Annotated in this window: 14 protein-coding genes; 9 read left to right on the forward strand and 5 right to left on the reverse strand. The window is 67.8% G+C overall.

Annotated elements, in window-relative coordinates; genetic code table 11:
• The 8 genes from AB4061_RS34370 (at position 1) to AB4061_RS34405 (ending at position 6,779) form a co-directional block, all read left to right on the forward strand.
• Positions 1 to 771 (forward strand): DUF3106 domain-containing protein, encoded by a 771-nt coding sequence (locus tag AB4061_RS34370; protein ID WP_441640625.1) that lies wholly within the window; start codon positions 1 to 3, stop codon positions 769 to 771.
• A gap of 186 nt (positions 772 to 957) precedes the next feature.
• Positions 958 to 1,524 (forward strand): RDD family protein, encoded by a 567-nt coding sequence (locus AB4061_RS34375; RefSeq protein WP_441640626.1) that lies wholly within the window; start codon positions 958 to 960, stop codon positions 1,522 to 1,524.
• Entirely contained in the window at positions 1,521 to 2,498 is a 978-nt protein-coding gene (locus AB4061_RS34380; RefSeq protein WP_441640627.1) for an esterase/lipase family protein, read from the forward strand. The genes AB4061_RS34375 and AB4061_RS34380 overlap by 4 nt, the downstream gene beginning before the upstream one ends.
• A 166-nt stretch (positions 2,499 to 2,664) precedes the next feature.
• Entirely contained in the window at positions 2,665 to 3,681 is a 1,017-nt protein-coding gene (locus tag AB4061_RS34385) for a metallophosphoesterase (protein WP_441640628.1), read from the forward strand.
• Positions 3,682 to 3,788: 107 nt separating this feature from the next.
• Positions 3,789 to 4,961 (forward strand): glycosyltransferase family 4 protein, encoded by a 1,173-nt coding sequence (locus tag AB4061_RS34390; RefSeq protein WP_441640629.1) that lies wholly within the window; start codon positions 3,789 to 3,791, stop codon positions 4,959 to 4,961.
• Positions 4,843 to 5,361 carry a diacylglycerol kinase gene (locus AB4061_RS34395; RefSeq protein ID WP_441640630.1) on the forward strand — a complete coding sequence of 173 codons (519 nt, stop codon included), beginning with the start codon at positions 4,843 to 4,845 and terminating at the stop codon, positions 5,359 to 5,361. The genes AB4061_RS34390 and AB4061_RS34395 overlap by 119 nt, the downstream gene beginning before the upstream one ends.
• A gap of 138 nt (positions 5,362 to 5,499) precedes the next feature.
• Complete coding sequence (locus AB4061_RS34400) at positions 5,500 to 6,198, forward strand: TetR/AcrR family transcriptional regulator (RefSeq protein WP_441640631.1); 699 nt, start codon at positions 5,500 to 5,502, stop codon at positions 6,196 to 6,198.
• Positions 6,195 to 6,779 carry a TIGR00730 family Rossman fold protein gene (locus AB4061_RS34405; RefSeq protein WP_267605978.1) on the forward strand — a complete coding sequence of 195 codons (585 nt, stop codon included), beginning with the start codon at positions 6,195 to 6,197 and terminating at the stop codon, positions 6,777 to 6,779. Before AB4061_RS34400 ends, AB4061_RS34405 begins: the two co-directional genes overlap by 4 nt.
• A gap of 121 nt (positions 6,780 to 6,900) precedes the next feature.
• Here the strand turns inward: AB4061_RS34405 and AB4061_RS34410 are convergent, their stop codons facing one another.
• The 5 genes from AB4061_RS34410 to AB4061_RS34430 form a co-directional block, all read right to left on the reverse strand.
• Positions 6,901 to 7,518: a DUF924 family protein gene (locus AB4061_RS34410; RefSeq protein ID WP_441640632.1), complete on the reverse strand. Its 618-nt coding sequence runs from the start codon at positions 7,516 to 7,518 to the stop codon at positions 6,901 to 6,903.
• A 38-nt stretch (positions 7,519 to 7,556) separates the two neighbouring features.
• The gene (locus AB4061_RS34415) at positions 7,557 to 7,994 is read right to left on the reverse strand and encodes a group II truncated hemoglobin (protein WP_150983724.1); all 438 of its coding nucleotides are present in this window, start codon (positions 7,992 to 7,994) and stop codon (positions 7,557 to 7,559) included.
• 46 nt (positions 7,995 to 8,040) lie between these two features.
• Positions 8,041 to 10,656, reverse strand: a complete 2,616-nt coding sequence (locus AB4061_RS34420; protein WP_441640636.1) for an ABC transporter permease — start codon at positions 10,654 to 10,656, stop codon at positions 8,041 to 8,043.
• A 251-nt stretch (positions 10,657 to 10,907) separates the two neighbouring features.
• Positions 10,908 to 11,525 carry a DUF4126 domain-containing protein gene (locus AB4061_RS34425; RefSeq protein ID WP_441640633.1) on the reverse strand — a complete coding sequence of 206 codons (618 nt, stop codon included), beginning with the start codon at positions 11,523 to 11,525 and terminating at the stop codon, positions 10,908 to 10,910.
• A gap of 108 nt (positions 11,526 to 11,633) precedes the next feature.
• Positions 11,634 to 12,731: a substrate-binding domain-containing protein gene (locus tag AB4061_RS34430; protein ID WP_441640634.1), complete on the reverse strand. Its 1,098-nt coding sequence runs from the start codon at positions 12,729 to 12,731 to the stop codon at positions 11,634 to 11,636.
• 142 nt (positions 12,732 to 12,873) lie between these two features.
• Here AB4061_RS34430 and AB4061_RS34435 point away from each other — a divergent pair, with 142 nt between their 5' ends.
• The gene (locus AB4061_RS34435; protein ID WP_441640635.1) at positions 12,874 to 13,737 is read left to right on the forward strand and encodes a substrate-binding domain-containing protein; all 864 of its coding nucleotides are present in this window, start codon (positions 12,874 to 12,876) and stop codon (positions 13,735 to 13,737) included.
• Positions 13,738 to 13,985: the final 248 nt, after the last annotated feature.

Below are 13,985 nucleotides of genomic sequence, written 5' to 3' on the forward strand. Positions count from 1 at the left end.
ATGGCCGGCGCTGACATCATCCCCGACGCACCGCGCCGGCGGTTGGCGGCCTTGCTGCTGGCCGGCCTGGCCGCCGCCACCACGATCTGGTCCCTGGTTCCGGCCACTTGCCAGGCTCAGGGCGGCCACCCCGGCGGCGCGCCCGCGGCCAGCCTCGCCAATGCGCACCCGAACTGGAATGAGCTCAATGCCGTCCAGCAGCGCGTGCTCGCGCCGCTGGCAGGCGAGTGGAATAATTTCCCCGAGCTCAACCGGCGCAAATGGCTGCAGATCGCGGAACGATACGAGAAGTTCTCGCCCGCGGAACAGGCGCGGCTGCAGACCCGCATGACCGAATGGGTCAAGATGACGCCCCAGCAGCGCCGCCTGGCGCGCGAAAACTACCAGATCACGCGCTCGCTGCCCGCCCAGAAGAAGGCCGAGGCCTGGAACAAGTACCAGCAACTGCCGGAAGAGCAAAAAAAGAACCTGGCGGCTGCCGAGAAAGTGCCACGCCGCCCCGGCGCGGTCAGCGCCTTGCCCTCCGGCAAGCGCCTGCCAGCCGAGACCACCCGGCAACTGCACCTGGAAAAGAAGGCACCCGGCACCGCATCGGCCGCCGCGCGCGCGCCCGCTGCCGGCACGCCGGCGGCGGAGTCCCAAGCTGCCATGCCAGGCGCCGCTGCCGGCGCACCGGTGCCGACCGTGGATACGCCGCGCGAGGCGGCCACCGAGGCCACGGCCAGCAGCACGGGCGCTACCGCCAACCCCGACGAGGCGGTGCGCCGCTGAGCCACCACGCGGTTGCCCGGCTGGCTCGCCCCCGCGCCCTCCCACGCAAGCTACCCGCCCCAACCGTGCTTTGGCATAATGCCGCTTGCGCCGGTCCGGCCGTGCTCGCTTGCTGCCTCGCGGCCCGGCCTTGCCCTCCTCCGGCGTGCCGGCCCTACCGCCTAATTGCCTTATCGCCTCATCGCCATGCCCGCCGTGACCACGCCCAAACCCAACGCCAAGCCGGCCGCATCGGGCACGCCTGCCAGTCCCGTGCGCCCGGCCGAGGCACCGACGATCCGCCGCCGCATCGCCTGCATGCTGTACGAAGGCGTATTGCTGTTCGGCGTGCTCAGCGCCTCGACGGGGGTCTATCTGCTGGCGCGCCCGGCGTTGCAACAGCTTGGGCTGGACGGCCCGTTCACGATGCAGTGCTGGAGCTTCCTGGTGCTGGGCTGCTACTTCGTCTGGTTCTGGCAGCGCAACGGACAGACGCTCGCCATGCAGACCTGGCGCATGCGGGTCGAGACGGCCGCGGGCGTGCCCCCGCGCTGGCCACAGGCCACGCTGCGCTACCTGCTGGCATGGCTGTGGCTGCCGCCTTCGGCGGCGCTCGGGCACGCGCTCGGCCTGGTCAAGGGCCCGTTCGTCGGCGTGCTGTGCGCTGGCCTGCTGGTTTGGATCCTGCTGGCTCTCCTCGACCCCAGGCGGCAGTTCCTGCATGACCGCCTGGCCCGCACCCGCCTGGCCGACCTGCGCCCGCCCAAGCCATGAACCTGTCGGCTGCCGCCTTGCGCCGCATCGCGGTGGCATTGCAGGCCGCCGTGGCGCTAGGCTGCGCCGCTGAACTCAACGCCCTGCATGGGTGGCCCCTCGCCATTGGCCTGCTGGCCGGCATTGGCGTGGTGCTGGCGATATTGGGGCTGTCTGTTGCCGGCGCCTTTGCCTTTACGCTGTTCGGCCTGGGCGAGCCCGAGGCGACGTGCCCCCCCATCCCTCCCGCCCTGCTGGCCATGCGGCCAGCCCGGTTGACGCCATGGCAGGCGCTGGGCTGCTATTTGCGTGAATACACCGCCGTGTTCCGGATGTTCAACTGGCTGCAGCCCTTCTGCTCGCACCGCCGCTTGCGCCCGGCCAARGCCCCAGGCTCGTGCCCGCCGCTGCTGCTGGTGCACGGCTATGGCTGCAACCACGCCGTCTGGCTCGACATGCAGCCTGCCCTGGCGGTGGCCGGCTACCACTGCGAGGCGATCGACCTGGACCCGGTGTTTGGCGACATCGACCAATACGCCCTCGAAATACGCGCCGCCATCGCGCGCATCGCCGCCACCACTGGCCAGCCGCCGCTGCTGCTCTGCCATAGCATGGGCGGCCTGGCCGCGCGCGCGGCGCTGGCGGGACGCGGCAAGCCCCCACCCTGCCGCGGCATCGTTACGCTAGGCACGCCGCATCACGGCTGCGTGCTGGCCCGCTACGGCAGGGGCTTCAATTCCCGCCAGATGCGCTGCGCCAGCGCCTGGCTGCGCGCGCTGGCAGCGCGCGAAACGTCGCGCCAGCGCGCTGCCCTGGTGTCGATCTTCAGTTGGCATGATTCGATTGCCGGCCCGCTGGGGACCTCCTGGATGGAGGGAGCGCATCATGTGGCGCTTAGCGGCATCGGGCATGTCAGCCTGCTGCGGCATCCGGTGGCCACGCAGGCTGTGTTGCGGGCGCTGGCGCAGTTGTCAGCGGTGGCGCCGGCGGCCTGAGGAGCCAACAGCGCCAGCCGCTGAAAGCCCCCCAGCCACGCGATAGCGACGCAGTAGCCACGCAATAGCCAACTTCCCCACAACAGTCATATGACGTTCATGTTTCCTTAACGGCTTCGTCACGCGCCGCTGGCCCAATGCAGCCATCGTCGCTACCGAGGCCGCCATGGTTCAAGCTCTTCGTTCTGCCCGCGGACATCTGGCCAAGGCCACGCAACTGCTGCGCAGCCGCACCGCCGAGTCGCAATCCCTGCCGCGGCCCATGTCATTGCCTGCCGCGCTGGCCGCCTTCATGCCACCGGCCAGCGACTTGCAGCAACGGCCTCCCGGGCGTTGCGCCACCTCTCCCGCCAGCGCCCCGCCCCCCGAAGCCACCACCCAGCCCCCCCATCCGTCCCATCCCACCCGCCACTACCGCGCCATCTGGCTGTCCGACATCCACCTCGGCACGGCCGGCTGCCAGGCCGACTACCTGCTCGACTTCCTCAAGCACAATGAATCGGACCAGCTCTACCTGGTCGGCGACATCATCGATGGCTGGCAGCTGCGCCGCGGCTGGTACTGGCCGCAGAGCCACAACGATGTGGTGCAGAAGCTGCTGCGCAAGGCGCGCAAGGGCACCGAGGTGATCTACGTGCCGGGCAACCACGATGAGGTGGCGCGCCAGTTCGACGGCCTCGCCTTCGGCGATATCACGGTGCGCGAAGATGCCGTCCACGTCACCGCCGCGGGCAAGCGCCTGTGGGTGGTGCACGGCGACCTGTTCGACGGCGTGGTGCAGCACGCGCGCTGGCTGGCTTACCTGGGCGACTCGCTCTACACCCTGATCCTGGCCATCAACCGGCACTTCAACCGCATCCGCGCGCGCCTGGGCTTTCCCTACTGGTCGCTATCGCAATACCTGAAGCACCAGGTCAAGAACGCGGTCAACTACATCAATTCGTTCGAGCAGGCGATGGTGGACGAGGCGCGCCGGCGCGGCTGCGATGGCGTGATCTGCGGTCATATCCACAAGGCCGAGATCCGCGAGGTCGACGGCCAGCTCTACTGCAACGACGGCGACTGGGTGGAGAGCCTCTCCGCCCTGGTGGAGACGCAGGACGGCGAATTGCAGATCGTCTACTGGACCACCCTGCTCGATGCGCCGGCCACGGCTGGGCGCCGCGTCGTCGCCACGGCCTAACGAGACTTGAGCGCGGCACCCGCCCCACACGCCGCCATCCGTACAACGGGTTGGCCGTGGCCTCGCCGAGGCCGGCCACCCACGCGGCCTGGCCGCAAGGAGCTGCTATGAAGATCCTGATCGTCACCGATGCCTGGGAGCCGCAGGTCAATGGCGTGGTGCGCACGCTCAAGTCCACCCGCCGCGAACTGATCGCGATGGGGCACACGGTGGAGCTGATCACGCCGCAGGAATTCACCACCATTCCCTGCCCGACCTATCCGGAGATCGCGCTGTCCCTGTTCGCCGGCGCCAAGGTCCGCGAGCGCATCCGCGCCTTCGCGCCGGACGCGCTGCATATCGCCACGGAAGGCCCGCTCGGGCTGGCTGCGCGCCGCTATGCGATGCGCGAGCAGTTCCCGTTCACCACCGCCTACCACACGCGTTTTCCGGAGTACGTGCAGGCACGCTTCGGCATTCCGCTTGCCTGGACCTACCGCTTCCTGCGCTGGTTCCACGGCCCGGCGCGCGCCGTGATGGCGCCCACGCCGGTGGTGCTGCAAGACCTGCATCGCTTTGGCATCACCCACGGCGTGCTGTGGACCCGCGGCGTCGACCTCGATGTCTTCACCACCCAGCAGGCTAACGTGCTCAACACAGCGCACCCGATCTTTCTCTACGTGGGGCGCGTCGCCGTGGAAAAAAACGTAGAAGCCTTCCTCGCGCTGGACCTGCCCGGCTCCAAGTGGGTGGTGGGCGACGGGCCGGCGCTGGCGTCGCTGCGCGCGCGCTATCCGGCGGCCAACTACCTGGGCGTGCTGACCCAGCCGGAGCTGGCCAAGGTGTATGCTTCGGCCGACGTCTTCGTATTCCCCAGCCGCACCGATACGTTCGGGCTGGTGCTGCTCGAAGCCCTGGCCAGCGGGCTGCCGGTGGCGGCCTATCCGGTGACCGGGCCGATCGATGTGCTCGGCCAGAGCGACGCCGGGGTGATGCACGAAGATTTGCGTGAAGCTTGCCTGGAAGCGCTGCGCATCGACCGCGCCACCGCTCGCGCCCATGCCGAACGGTTCTCGTGGCGCGCCGCCTCCGAGCAATTCCTGACTCACCTGCAGCCGCTGCCGGCCGTACGCGCGACGCCCAACGGCACGACCGGCACCACTGCTCGCCCCTCTTCCGAACATGCCGACTCCGCATCGCCCACCGTCCGAACCGCACCGCCCGCCGGCACCGCAGACCGTCACGTCAGCACCGGCACCGGCACCGGCACCGGACTCGCCGAACAGCGACTACACGATTGAGCAAAACCCCCACAAGGGCAACCGCGGCCTGGCGCGGGCCTGGCATGCCGGCATCAACTCGGTGTCCGGCCTGCGCTACGCGGTGCTGGAAGAAAGCGCGTTTCGCCAGGAGCTGACGCTGGTGGTCATCCTGACGCCCTGCGCCTTGCTGCTGCCGGTCGGCATCGTCGAGCGCATCCTGCTGCTGGGCACCCTGCTGCTGGTGCTGATCGTGGAATTGCTCAACTCCAGCGTGGAGGCCGCGGTCGACCGGATCTCGCTGGAGCGGCACAGCCTGTCCAAGCGCGCCAAGGACTTCGGCAGCGCAGCGGTCATGCTGGCGCTGGTGCTGTGCGGCGGCACCTGGCTGGCCATCGCGGGGCCGATCGTGATGGACTGGCTGCGCACGCTGACGGCCTGACAGGCTAGCGGCACGGGCCCGGCGCAAGCCCGGCACGGCGGCGCGCGGACGGGGCCAAAGACGCTTGCGGCCTTGCGGCAAACGGCGATTGCTTATAATCGCCTTCAACTTACCGAATTGCCGCTCGCCCGGTCGCCTATGGAACCCAAACAGCAAGCCGGTCCCCGCCGCACCCGGGACCGCATCCTGGACGTCTCGCTCCGCCTGTTCAACGAGGTGGGCGAGCCCAACGTCACCACCACCACCATTGCGGAAGCCATGGAGATCAGCCCCGGCAATCTCTACTATCACTTCCGCAACAAGGACGACATCATCAGTTCCATCTTCGTGCTGTTCGAGCAGGAGATGGAGCGCCGCCTGAAGTTACCCGACGATCACAAGGCCACGCTGGACGAAAGCTGGTGCTACCTGCAGTACATGGCGGAGTTCCTGTGGAACTACCGCTTCCTGTACCGCGACATCAATGACCTGCTGGCGCGCAACCGCATGCTTGAAACCAATTTCAAGCGCATCGTCGAGCAGAAGAAGCGCTTTGCGATGGAGATCTGCCGGCAGTTCCAGGAAGACGGCGAGATGGAGGCCACACCCGAGCAGGTCGAGGCCATCTGCACCAATATCGTGGTGATCGCCACCTACTGGCTGTCGTTCCAGTTCGTGCAGCATCCGCGCCAGTACAACGACCCCGAATTGATCCGCGGCTACCTGCACGGCGCCAGCTACCATATCTTCTCGATCCTGGCCCCTTACCTGCGCGGCAAGGCCCGCCAGGCATTCGACAAGCAAGCCCAGGAATACGCCGCCGCCAAGGCGGCGCAAACAGAAAAGGAGCAAAAGTGAAGTCCGTTTGCATCTATTGCGGCTCCAGCCCCGGCAATCGCCCCGAGTACGCCGCCGCGGCGCGCGCCATGGGCAAGACCCTGGCCGAGCGCGGCCTTGCACTGGTGTACGGCGGGGGCAAGGTCGGGCTGATGGGCACCGTGGCCGACGCCGTGCTGGCTAACGGCGGCACCGCCATCGGCATCATTCCCGATGCGCTGATGCAAAAGGAAGTCGGCCATCGCGGCCTGACCGAGCTGCACGTGGTGCGCAACATGCACGAACGCAAGCAGATGATGGCCGACCGCGCCGATGCATTCATCGCCATGCCGGGCGGCGTCGGCACCTTCGAGGAACTGTTCGAGACCTTCACCTGGCTGCAGCTGGGCTATCACGCCAAGCCTGTGGGACTGCTCAATGTGGAAGGCTTCTACGACAGCATGCTGGGCTTCATGCAGCACGCCGTGGACGAAGGCTTCCTGAAGCAGGTCCACAACGACCTGCTGCATGTGGCGCCTACGCCCGAAGGCATCCTCGACAAGCTCGCCAACGCGCCGCGCTTGCTGGTGGACAAGTGGCAGGAGAAGCGCGGGGAGACCTGATGGTGCTCCCGGGCCAGCCACATCGGCTTGCGGCCCAGCCACGCCACCGTTGCGCGATAGCGATAGCGGCTGCGCTACGCGGGCCTGCTACTCCCGGCCTCCTGCGTCCGGCGAGCCCGGCTCAGAACGACGAGCCGGGCTCCTGCAGGAAGGCGCTCTCCTGCGCCGTATCCCTGCGCCCCAGCATGGCGTTGCGATGCGGGAAGCGCCCGAAACGCTCGATCACCGCGCGGTGCTTGAGCGCCCAGTCCACCACGTCCACCTTGCCCTGGCTTTGGTCGCGCAGCGCCGTCATCAGCTGCACGGCCGTGTTCTGGTCGGCTAGCGCTTCAGAATGCTCGAACGGCATGTAGCAGAACATGCGGTGGAAAGCCGTAGGCAGCAGGCGGTCGGCGCCGCTCGCCACCATCTGCCGGGCTGTTGCCAGCGCCTGCGCATCGGAGGCAAAGCTGCGCGGGCCGTCGCGAAAGACGTTGCGCGGCACCTGGTCGAGCAGCACGATGCGCGCGCAAGCGCATTCGGGGCTTTGCGCCCAGCCCGCGTTCGCGCCCGCGTGCGTGGCTGCCCACAGTGGCAGGAAGGCAGCGCGGACCGTGGCGTCGAAATCAGCGGACTTGGTGAACCACACCGAGCGTGTTGTGTTCCATGCCGGCGAGCCAGGCGTGCCGAACCAGAAATCGAGTACGCGCCGGGCGTCGGCAGGCAGGTCCGCGGCGGGGTTGGGATGCGTGTCAGCCATGATGCCGGGATCCATGGCGGGTCGGGTGGCCTTGGCCATCAACGCGGCACATTGCGCATCCAGTCGGCGGTGCCGAAAAAGGCCTGCATCAGGCGCAGTTGCAGGTCCTCGGGCAGGCCGACGTCCTGCATGGCCAGCGCCATGCAGCGCATCCACTGGTCGCGCTCGCTGGTGCCGATCTCGAACGGCATGTGGCGCGCGCGCAGGCGCGGGTGGCCAAAGCGCTCGATGAAGTGGTTGGGGCCGCCCAGCCAGCCGCACAGGAACCAGAACAGCTTGTCGCGCGAGCCGTCGAGCGAGGCGGGATGCAGCGCACGCAGGCCCTTGAACTCGTCCTCCAGATCCATCAGGTCGTAGAAACGGTCGACCAGTTCGCGCACGCGCGCCTCGCCGCCGATCAGTGCATAGGCGGTGACTTCGGGGGCGGCATCGGATGCCGTGGATGCCGCATTTTCAGGCTTGGAATCGGTACTCATAAACACTCAGGGATGGTTCAGGCTTCAGTGGTTCAGGCTACAGGTATCACGCATCACGCAGCGTGGCCAGCGCGGGCTGCCGCAGCACCTCGCGCAAACCCAGCCAGCCGCCCGCGAAAGCGCACAGCATGCCAGAAAGCACACCGGCCGGCACGATCCAGCCGTTGAAGCGGTAGGGGAAATCGAACACGAACTGCGACAAGCCCCAGCCCACCGCGATCGCGCCCAGGCTGGCCAGCAGGCCCGCCAGCCCCCCCACCACCAGGAACTCCGCGTACTGGGTCTGCCGCACCACCGCGGCGGATGCGCCCAGCGCCTTGAGCAGCCCGGCATCGCGCTTGCGCTCGTCGCGCGCGCCGGACAGCGCCGCATAGAGCACGGTGACGCCGGCCGCGAGCGTGAACACGAACAGGAACTCGACGGCGGCGATGACCTGGTCGAGCACGTCCTGGATCTGGCGCAGGATCATGTCGGTGTTGACCACCGTGATGTTCGGGAAAGCCGCCACCATGCGGTTGCCCAGCGCGGCTTGCGCGGGCGGCAGGTGGAAGGCGGTGATATAGGTCTGCGGCAAGCCTTGCATGGCCGAGGGCGGCAGGATGACGAAAAAATTGACCCGCATCGAGCCCCAGTCCAGCTTGCGCAGCGAGGTGACCGGCGCCTCCACCGACTGCCCCGCCACATCGAAGCGCAAGGTGTCCCCGAGGCGGATCCCCAGCGTCTTGGCGATGCCCTCCTCCACCGAGGCCCCGGCCCCGCCCTTCCCGGCGCCGAGCCAGTTGCCCGCCACCACGCGGTTGCCGGCCGGCAGGGCGTCGGTATAGGACAGGTTGAACTCGCGCTCGACCAGGTTGCGGGCGCGGCCATCGGCAAAGCGCTCGGCGCGCACCTGCTGGCCGGCGATATGCGTCAGGCGGCCGCGCACCATCGGGTACAGCAGGTCGGCGATGCCGGCGTGCTGCAGCATGCCGGTAAGCGGTGCGCGCTGGTCCGGCTGGATATTGATGACGAAGCGGTTGGGTGCGTCCGCTGGCGTGGCGTTGCGCCAGGAGGCGATCAGGTCATTGCGGGTCATGCCGAGCAGCAGCAGCGCCATCAGGCCCACCGCCAGCGCCACCGTCTGCAGCACCGTCACGCCGCGGCGGCGCTCCAGCACCGCCAGCGCAAAGCGCCAGCCCACGCTGCCGCGCGCCAGGCGCCCGCCACGCATCAGCCGCGACAGCAGGCTCAGCAGGCCCAGGGCCAGCAGTGCGAACACGACGCCGGCGGCGACAAAGCCGCCCGCGGTGGTCAGCCCCAGCTTGAGATCACGCGCGGCCACCATCAGCAGCGCCACGAAGGCGCCCAGGCCGAGCCCGTAGGCGACCCAGGTCGAGACCGGCGGCGCGCCGACGTCACGCCGCAGCACGCGCAGCGGCGGCACCCGGGTCAGCGCCAGCAGCGGCGGCAAGGCAAAACCCGCCAGCAGGACGACGCCAGCCAGCACCCCAACCACGGCCGGCAAGACGGAAGGCTGCGGCAGCGTCACCGTCAGCAGGTTACCCAGCGAGAGCAGCAGGCCGTAGTGCGCCAGGTAGCCGAGCGCCACGCCGGCCACCGCGCCGCCCACGCCCAGCAGCAGGAACTCCAGCCCGAAAGCCAGCAGGATCTCGCGGCGCGACAGGCCCATGCACTTGTAGACAGCGCAGGCGTCGGTGTGGCGCTGCATATAGCGGCGCGCCGACATGGCGATGGCCACCGCCGCAATCATCGACGACAGCACCGCCACCAGCGACAGGAAACGCTCGGCGCGGTCCAGCGTGGCGCGCATCTGCGGCTGGCCGGATTCCAGCGACTCGACCCGGGTGTTGCGCAGCGCGCGCTTGTCGATCTCGGCCTCGGCCCACTTCTGGTAGGCCTGCGCGGCGGCATCGGGGCCGGCCACCAGCAGGCGGTAGGAGACCCGGCTGCCCCAGCCCACCAGCCCCGTGGCGGCCAGGTCAGACAGCGGCAGCATCACGCGCGGCGCGAAATTCATGAAGCCGGCGCCGCGATCCAGTTCCTGCGTGAGGATGCGGTCGATGCGAAAGGCGCGGCTGCCCAGCTGGATGGTGTCGCCCATGGCGACACCAAGCGAGTCCAGCAAGGCCTCGTCCACCCAGACGGTCCCCTCGGCGGGAATGCCGGTGGCGGCGGCTTCCGGCGCCCCGGGCCCGGCCGCCACCTTGAGCTGCCCGCGCAGCGGATACCCGGGGGCAACCGCCTTGAGCGCAGCCAGTTGCGAAAGTTGCGAAGGGGCATCGGCCTGAACCCCGCTAGCCGCCCCTTGCCCTTGCGTTGTGGCGGCCTTGCCCGGCGCGTGCGCGCTCGCCATGCTCGGGAAGGTGACCGTCTGCGTGGTGGCCAGGCCCGCCTGCGCGGCGTGGCTGGCGAAGACGGCATCGAACGGCTGGTCGGACACGATCAGCACATCGGCGGCGATCATCTGGCGCGCGTCGCGCTCCAGCCCCAGGCGCATGCGGTCGGCCAGAAAGCCCACGCTGCTGAGCGCCGCCACGGCCAGCACCAGCGCGAACAGCAACAGGCTCAGCTCGCCGGCGCGCCAATCGCGCCGCGCCATGCGCAAAGCCTGGCGCCAGGGCGAGAAGCGCGTCGGGCGGGGGCCGGACGATGCCAGGGCCATGGTGATGGTTGCTGCGGTGGCTGCGGCTGCGGTGGCTGCTGCGGGAACGTGCTGGGAGGCGGGTTCTGAAGACATTGATCTCTTATCTCTAATCTCTTGTCCGTGCACATGCATGGTGGCGGCCAGCCGGGCAAGCCGCAGTCCAGGATTGGCGCGGCGGCAGGACACCAGCGGGTGGATCCCGGCGCGCATCCGCCGGACCAGGGCCAGATTATGGCCGGATTGGGCAAAGCGAGGGTCGATCCCGCCACTCAGCGCCGGGGCTGACGCCCCGCCGGCGAGGCCGCCGGAGCACGCTTGGCCAACGCGTCACGCAAATGGCGCAAGCCGCGCCACAGCTTGGGCAGCAGCCACGCCGCCACCAGCAGCAGCACGGCCAGCACCACCAGGAACACCACGGGCAGGAAAAAAGCCAGCAGCAGCCCGCTGCTGGCGGCAACGTCCTCGCTCAGTGAGGCAGCCCAATTCGAAAACGGTTCCGGCGAGACGTTGATCAGGGCGCGGGTGCCAGCCTTGGCGGCATGGGCGGTGCCGGCCAGTGTGCCCCCGATCAGCCCGGCGGCGACCATCCATTGCGGATCGAGCTGCCCGAAGGCGGCGGCGGCCAGGATCGCGCCGGCGGGGATGCGGATAAAGGTCTGGATGCTGTCCCAGAAGGAATCGAAGCCTGGCACCTTGTCGGCCACGAATTCGGCCAGGGCCAGCACCGCGGCCAGCGCGATCACCCACCACGATTCCAGCGCCTGCAGGCCGGGCGGCAGGTGCAGCCAGCCCAGGCGGCCCAGTGCGCCAGCCGTGAACACGGCCAGGTAAAGGCGGAATCCGCTGGTCCAGGACAAGCCCGCGGCCAACGCGGCCGTTTCTAGCATGGCGCTCCTTGCTGGGTCTGTCTGGCGGGCATGCAGCCCCGCCTATACAACCAGTGTAATACGCGCGCGCTCAAACAGCCGGGTTCCCACCCTCCCCGGCGGACGGCGTCAGCCGCCTTCCTTGCCGTCGGGGCCATACCAGGGAAGGGCCTCCTGCGGCGTCAGGATGCCATCGGGCTCGGCCATGGCGTAGCCGGGAAGCGCCTCGATGCGGCGCCGGAAGGCCGGGTCGGCCAGATGCGAAAGCAAGCCATGCGCCCAGGGCGTGATCTGGTCGTTCTTGCGCAGCGCCAGGTAGTAGGCCTCGCGCGTCAGCGGCACAAAGGCCAGCCCATGGGCCTCGGCATTCATGCGCAGGCCGAACCCCACCTCGGCATGGCCGGCGTGCACCGCTTCCGCCACCTTCTCGTTGCTGAACTCGGGGGTTTCGTAGCCGACGATCTGGTCCGGGAAGAGCCCGTCGGTGGCCAGCAACTGGTCGAACAGCATGCGCGTGCCGGAACTGCGCTGGCGGTTGACGAAGCGGGCACGGGTACGGGCCAGGTCGCGCAGGCCGTGGATCTCGCCCGCGAGCTCGCGCGCGACGATCAGGCCCTGCTCGCGCCAGGCCAGCCGGATCAAGCGTACGGCGGCCGGACGCAGCCATTTGCGCAGCGTCACGTGGGCCACGGAGCCAGCCTTCTGGATCGGCGAGACGTAGAAGCCAGCCAGCTCGGACTGCCGCTCCTGCAGRCAAATCAGGCCCTCCACGCTGCCGCAGAACACAGTGTCGAGCTGCAGGCCGCCCGGCGCGTCGTGCAGCGCCCCCGCCAGGACCTCCATGGCCGGATCATGGCTGCCGGAGAAGCGGATGCGGGTCTGCGGCTGGGCCGCGTCGTCCAGGTCCGCCAGGAAATCGATCATGGCCTTCTGCACGACCGGGTCGATCGAATCGCGCAAGCGCCCCTCGGCACGCAGCAAGCGCTCGCCAAACAGCGTCAGCGACGCCCCCCGGCCGCGCTCCATGTCGAGCATGCTGCGCCCAAGCATCTCCTCCCAAGACCGCATCACGCCCCAGGCGTGCCGGTACGACAACCCGATCTCGCGCGCCGCGCGATGCAGGGAACCCGTCTCGCGCACAGCCTTGAGCAGTTGGAACACCTTGCCGTTGGAGCGAGGATTGTCGTCCGCGGCGACTACCGGGAACAGGTCAAAGCGAAATGTCATATGAAACGCTTTTCATATTTACTTTAGAGATGTGGTTCACCCAGAATGCAAAACGCTGATTTCCACGTATTTTTCTGCATTCTCACCGATCTCATGAGTTTGTGGCAATTGTGTTTCTGAAAACACAAGACAAGGAGAATCCATGCAAGTGGTCGGCAAGCAATGCCTTTTACGCCATATTTCGAACCGCGCCGCGTGCGCTATCGGACTGGTTTGCCTGGTTGGCGTGGCCGGCGCCACCAGCGCCACCGGCGCCTTCGCCGGCGAACTCAAGCTGGCCACGACCACCAGCACGGAAAACTCCGGCCTGCTGAAATTCCTGCTGCCCAGGTTCGAGCAAAAGAGCGGTGTCACCGTCAAAGTGATCGCCGTGGGCTCGGGCAAGGCGATGAAGATGGGCGAGATGGGCGACGTCGACGTGCTGCTGGTGCACGCCCGCAAGATGGAAGACGAATTCATGGCGGCGGGCTACGGCGTCAACCGCCGCGACGTCATGTACAACGACTTCATCGTGGTTGGCCCGGCCAGCGACCCGGCCAGGCTAAAAGGCGGCAAGGACGTGCTGGCCGGCTTCAGGAAGATCGCCGCCGGCGGCACCAAGTTCATCTCGCGCGGGGATAACTCCGGGACCGACGTGATGGAGAAGGACTACTGGAAACAGGCGGGGATCGAGCCCAAGGGGCAGCCGTGGTACGTGAATGCCGGGCTGGGGATGGGCGAAGTGCTGACCATGGCCGCGCAGATGCCGGGCTATACGTTGTCTGATCGGGCCACTTATGGCGCGTACCGCGCCAAGACCGGATTGGCGATCCTGCTGGAGGGCGATCCCAGGATGTTCAATCCGTATGGCGTGATTGCCGTGAATCCGGCCAAGCATCCTGGTACCAATTACGCGGATGCGATGAAGCTGGTGGAGTGGATTACGTCTAAGGATGGGCAGGATACGATTGCGGCTTATAGGGTGGAAGGGGAGCAGTTGTTTTTTCCTAGTTTTAAGGGGAAGTGAGGGGGTGTTTGTCTATGCGCAAGGGCAGAACCGTTGGCTCTTGTCCACGCTTTGGATTTGATTTTTCGGTGTTGGTTTTTGGACCCAAGGGCCATACGGCAGCCCCGGGCCTGTCAGTTTTTTTGTGTGCAGGGCAGGTATAGACTCACCGTCGACTTGAGCGGTGAGTGCAGCATTATCTCAACGATGCGGATGGGTGAAGCGCTCCTCGTACAGGATCGCGAACTGGTTCATAGCAGCCTTCCAAT

The organism is Cupriavidus sp. YAF13, assembly GCF_052113425.1.
Lineage (GTDB): Bacteria > Pseudomonadota > Gammaproteobacteria > Burkholderiales > Burkholderiaceae > Cupriavidus.

Excerpts from the sequence above, each read along its gene's own strand:
- AB4061_RS34370 (WP_441640625.1), top strand. The coding sequence starts at position 1 with ATGGCCGGCGCTGACATCATCCCCGACGCACCGCGCCGGCGGTTGGCG.
- AB4061_RS34375 (WP_441640626.1), top strand. The coding sequence starts at position 958 with ATGCCCGCCGTGACCACGCCCAAACCCAACGCCAAGCCGGCCGCATCG.
- AB4061_RS34385 (WP_441640628.1), top strand. The coding sequence starts at position 2,665 with ATGGTTCAAGCTCTTCGTTCTGCCCGCGGACATCTGGCCAAGGCCACG.
- AB4061_RS34390 (WP_441640629.1), top strand. The coding sequence starts at position 3,789 with ATGAAGATCCTGATCGTCACCGATGCCTGGGAGCCGCAGGTCAATGGC.
- AB4061_RS34395 (WP_441640630.1), top strand. The coding sequence starts at position 4,843 with ATGCCGACTCCGCATCGCCCACCGTCCGAACCGCACCGCCCGCCGGCA.
- AB4061_RS34400 (WP_441640631.1), top strand. The coding sequence starts at position 5,500 with ATGGAACCCAAACAGCAAGCCGGTCCCCGCCGCACCCGGGACCGCATC.
- AB4061_RS34410 (WP_441640632.1), bottom strand. The coding sequence starts at position 7,518 with ATGGCTGACACGCATCCCAACCCCGCCGCGGACCTGCCTGCCGACGCC.
- AB4061_RS34415 (WP_150983724.1), bottom strand. The coding sequence starts at position 7,994 with ATGAGTACCGATTCCAAGCCTGAAAATGCGGCATCCACGGCATCCGAT.
- AB4061_RS34420 (WP_441640636.1), bottom strand. The coding sequence starts at position 10,656 with ATGGCCCTGGCATCGTCCGGCCCCCGCCCGACGCGCTTCTCGCCCTGG.
- AB4061_RS34425 (WP_441640633.1), bottom strand. The coding sequence starts at position 11,525 with ATGCTAGAAACGGCCGCGTTGGCCGCGGGCTTGTCCTGGACCAGCGGA.
- AB4061_RS34435 (WP_441640635.1), top strand. The coding sequence starts at position 12,874 with ATGCAAGTGGTCGGCAAGCAATGCCTTTTACGCCATATTTCGAACCGC.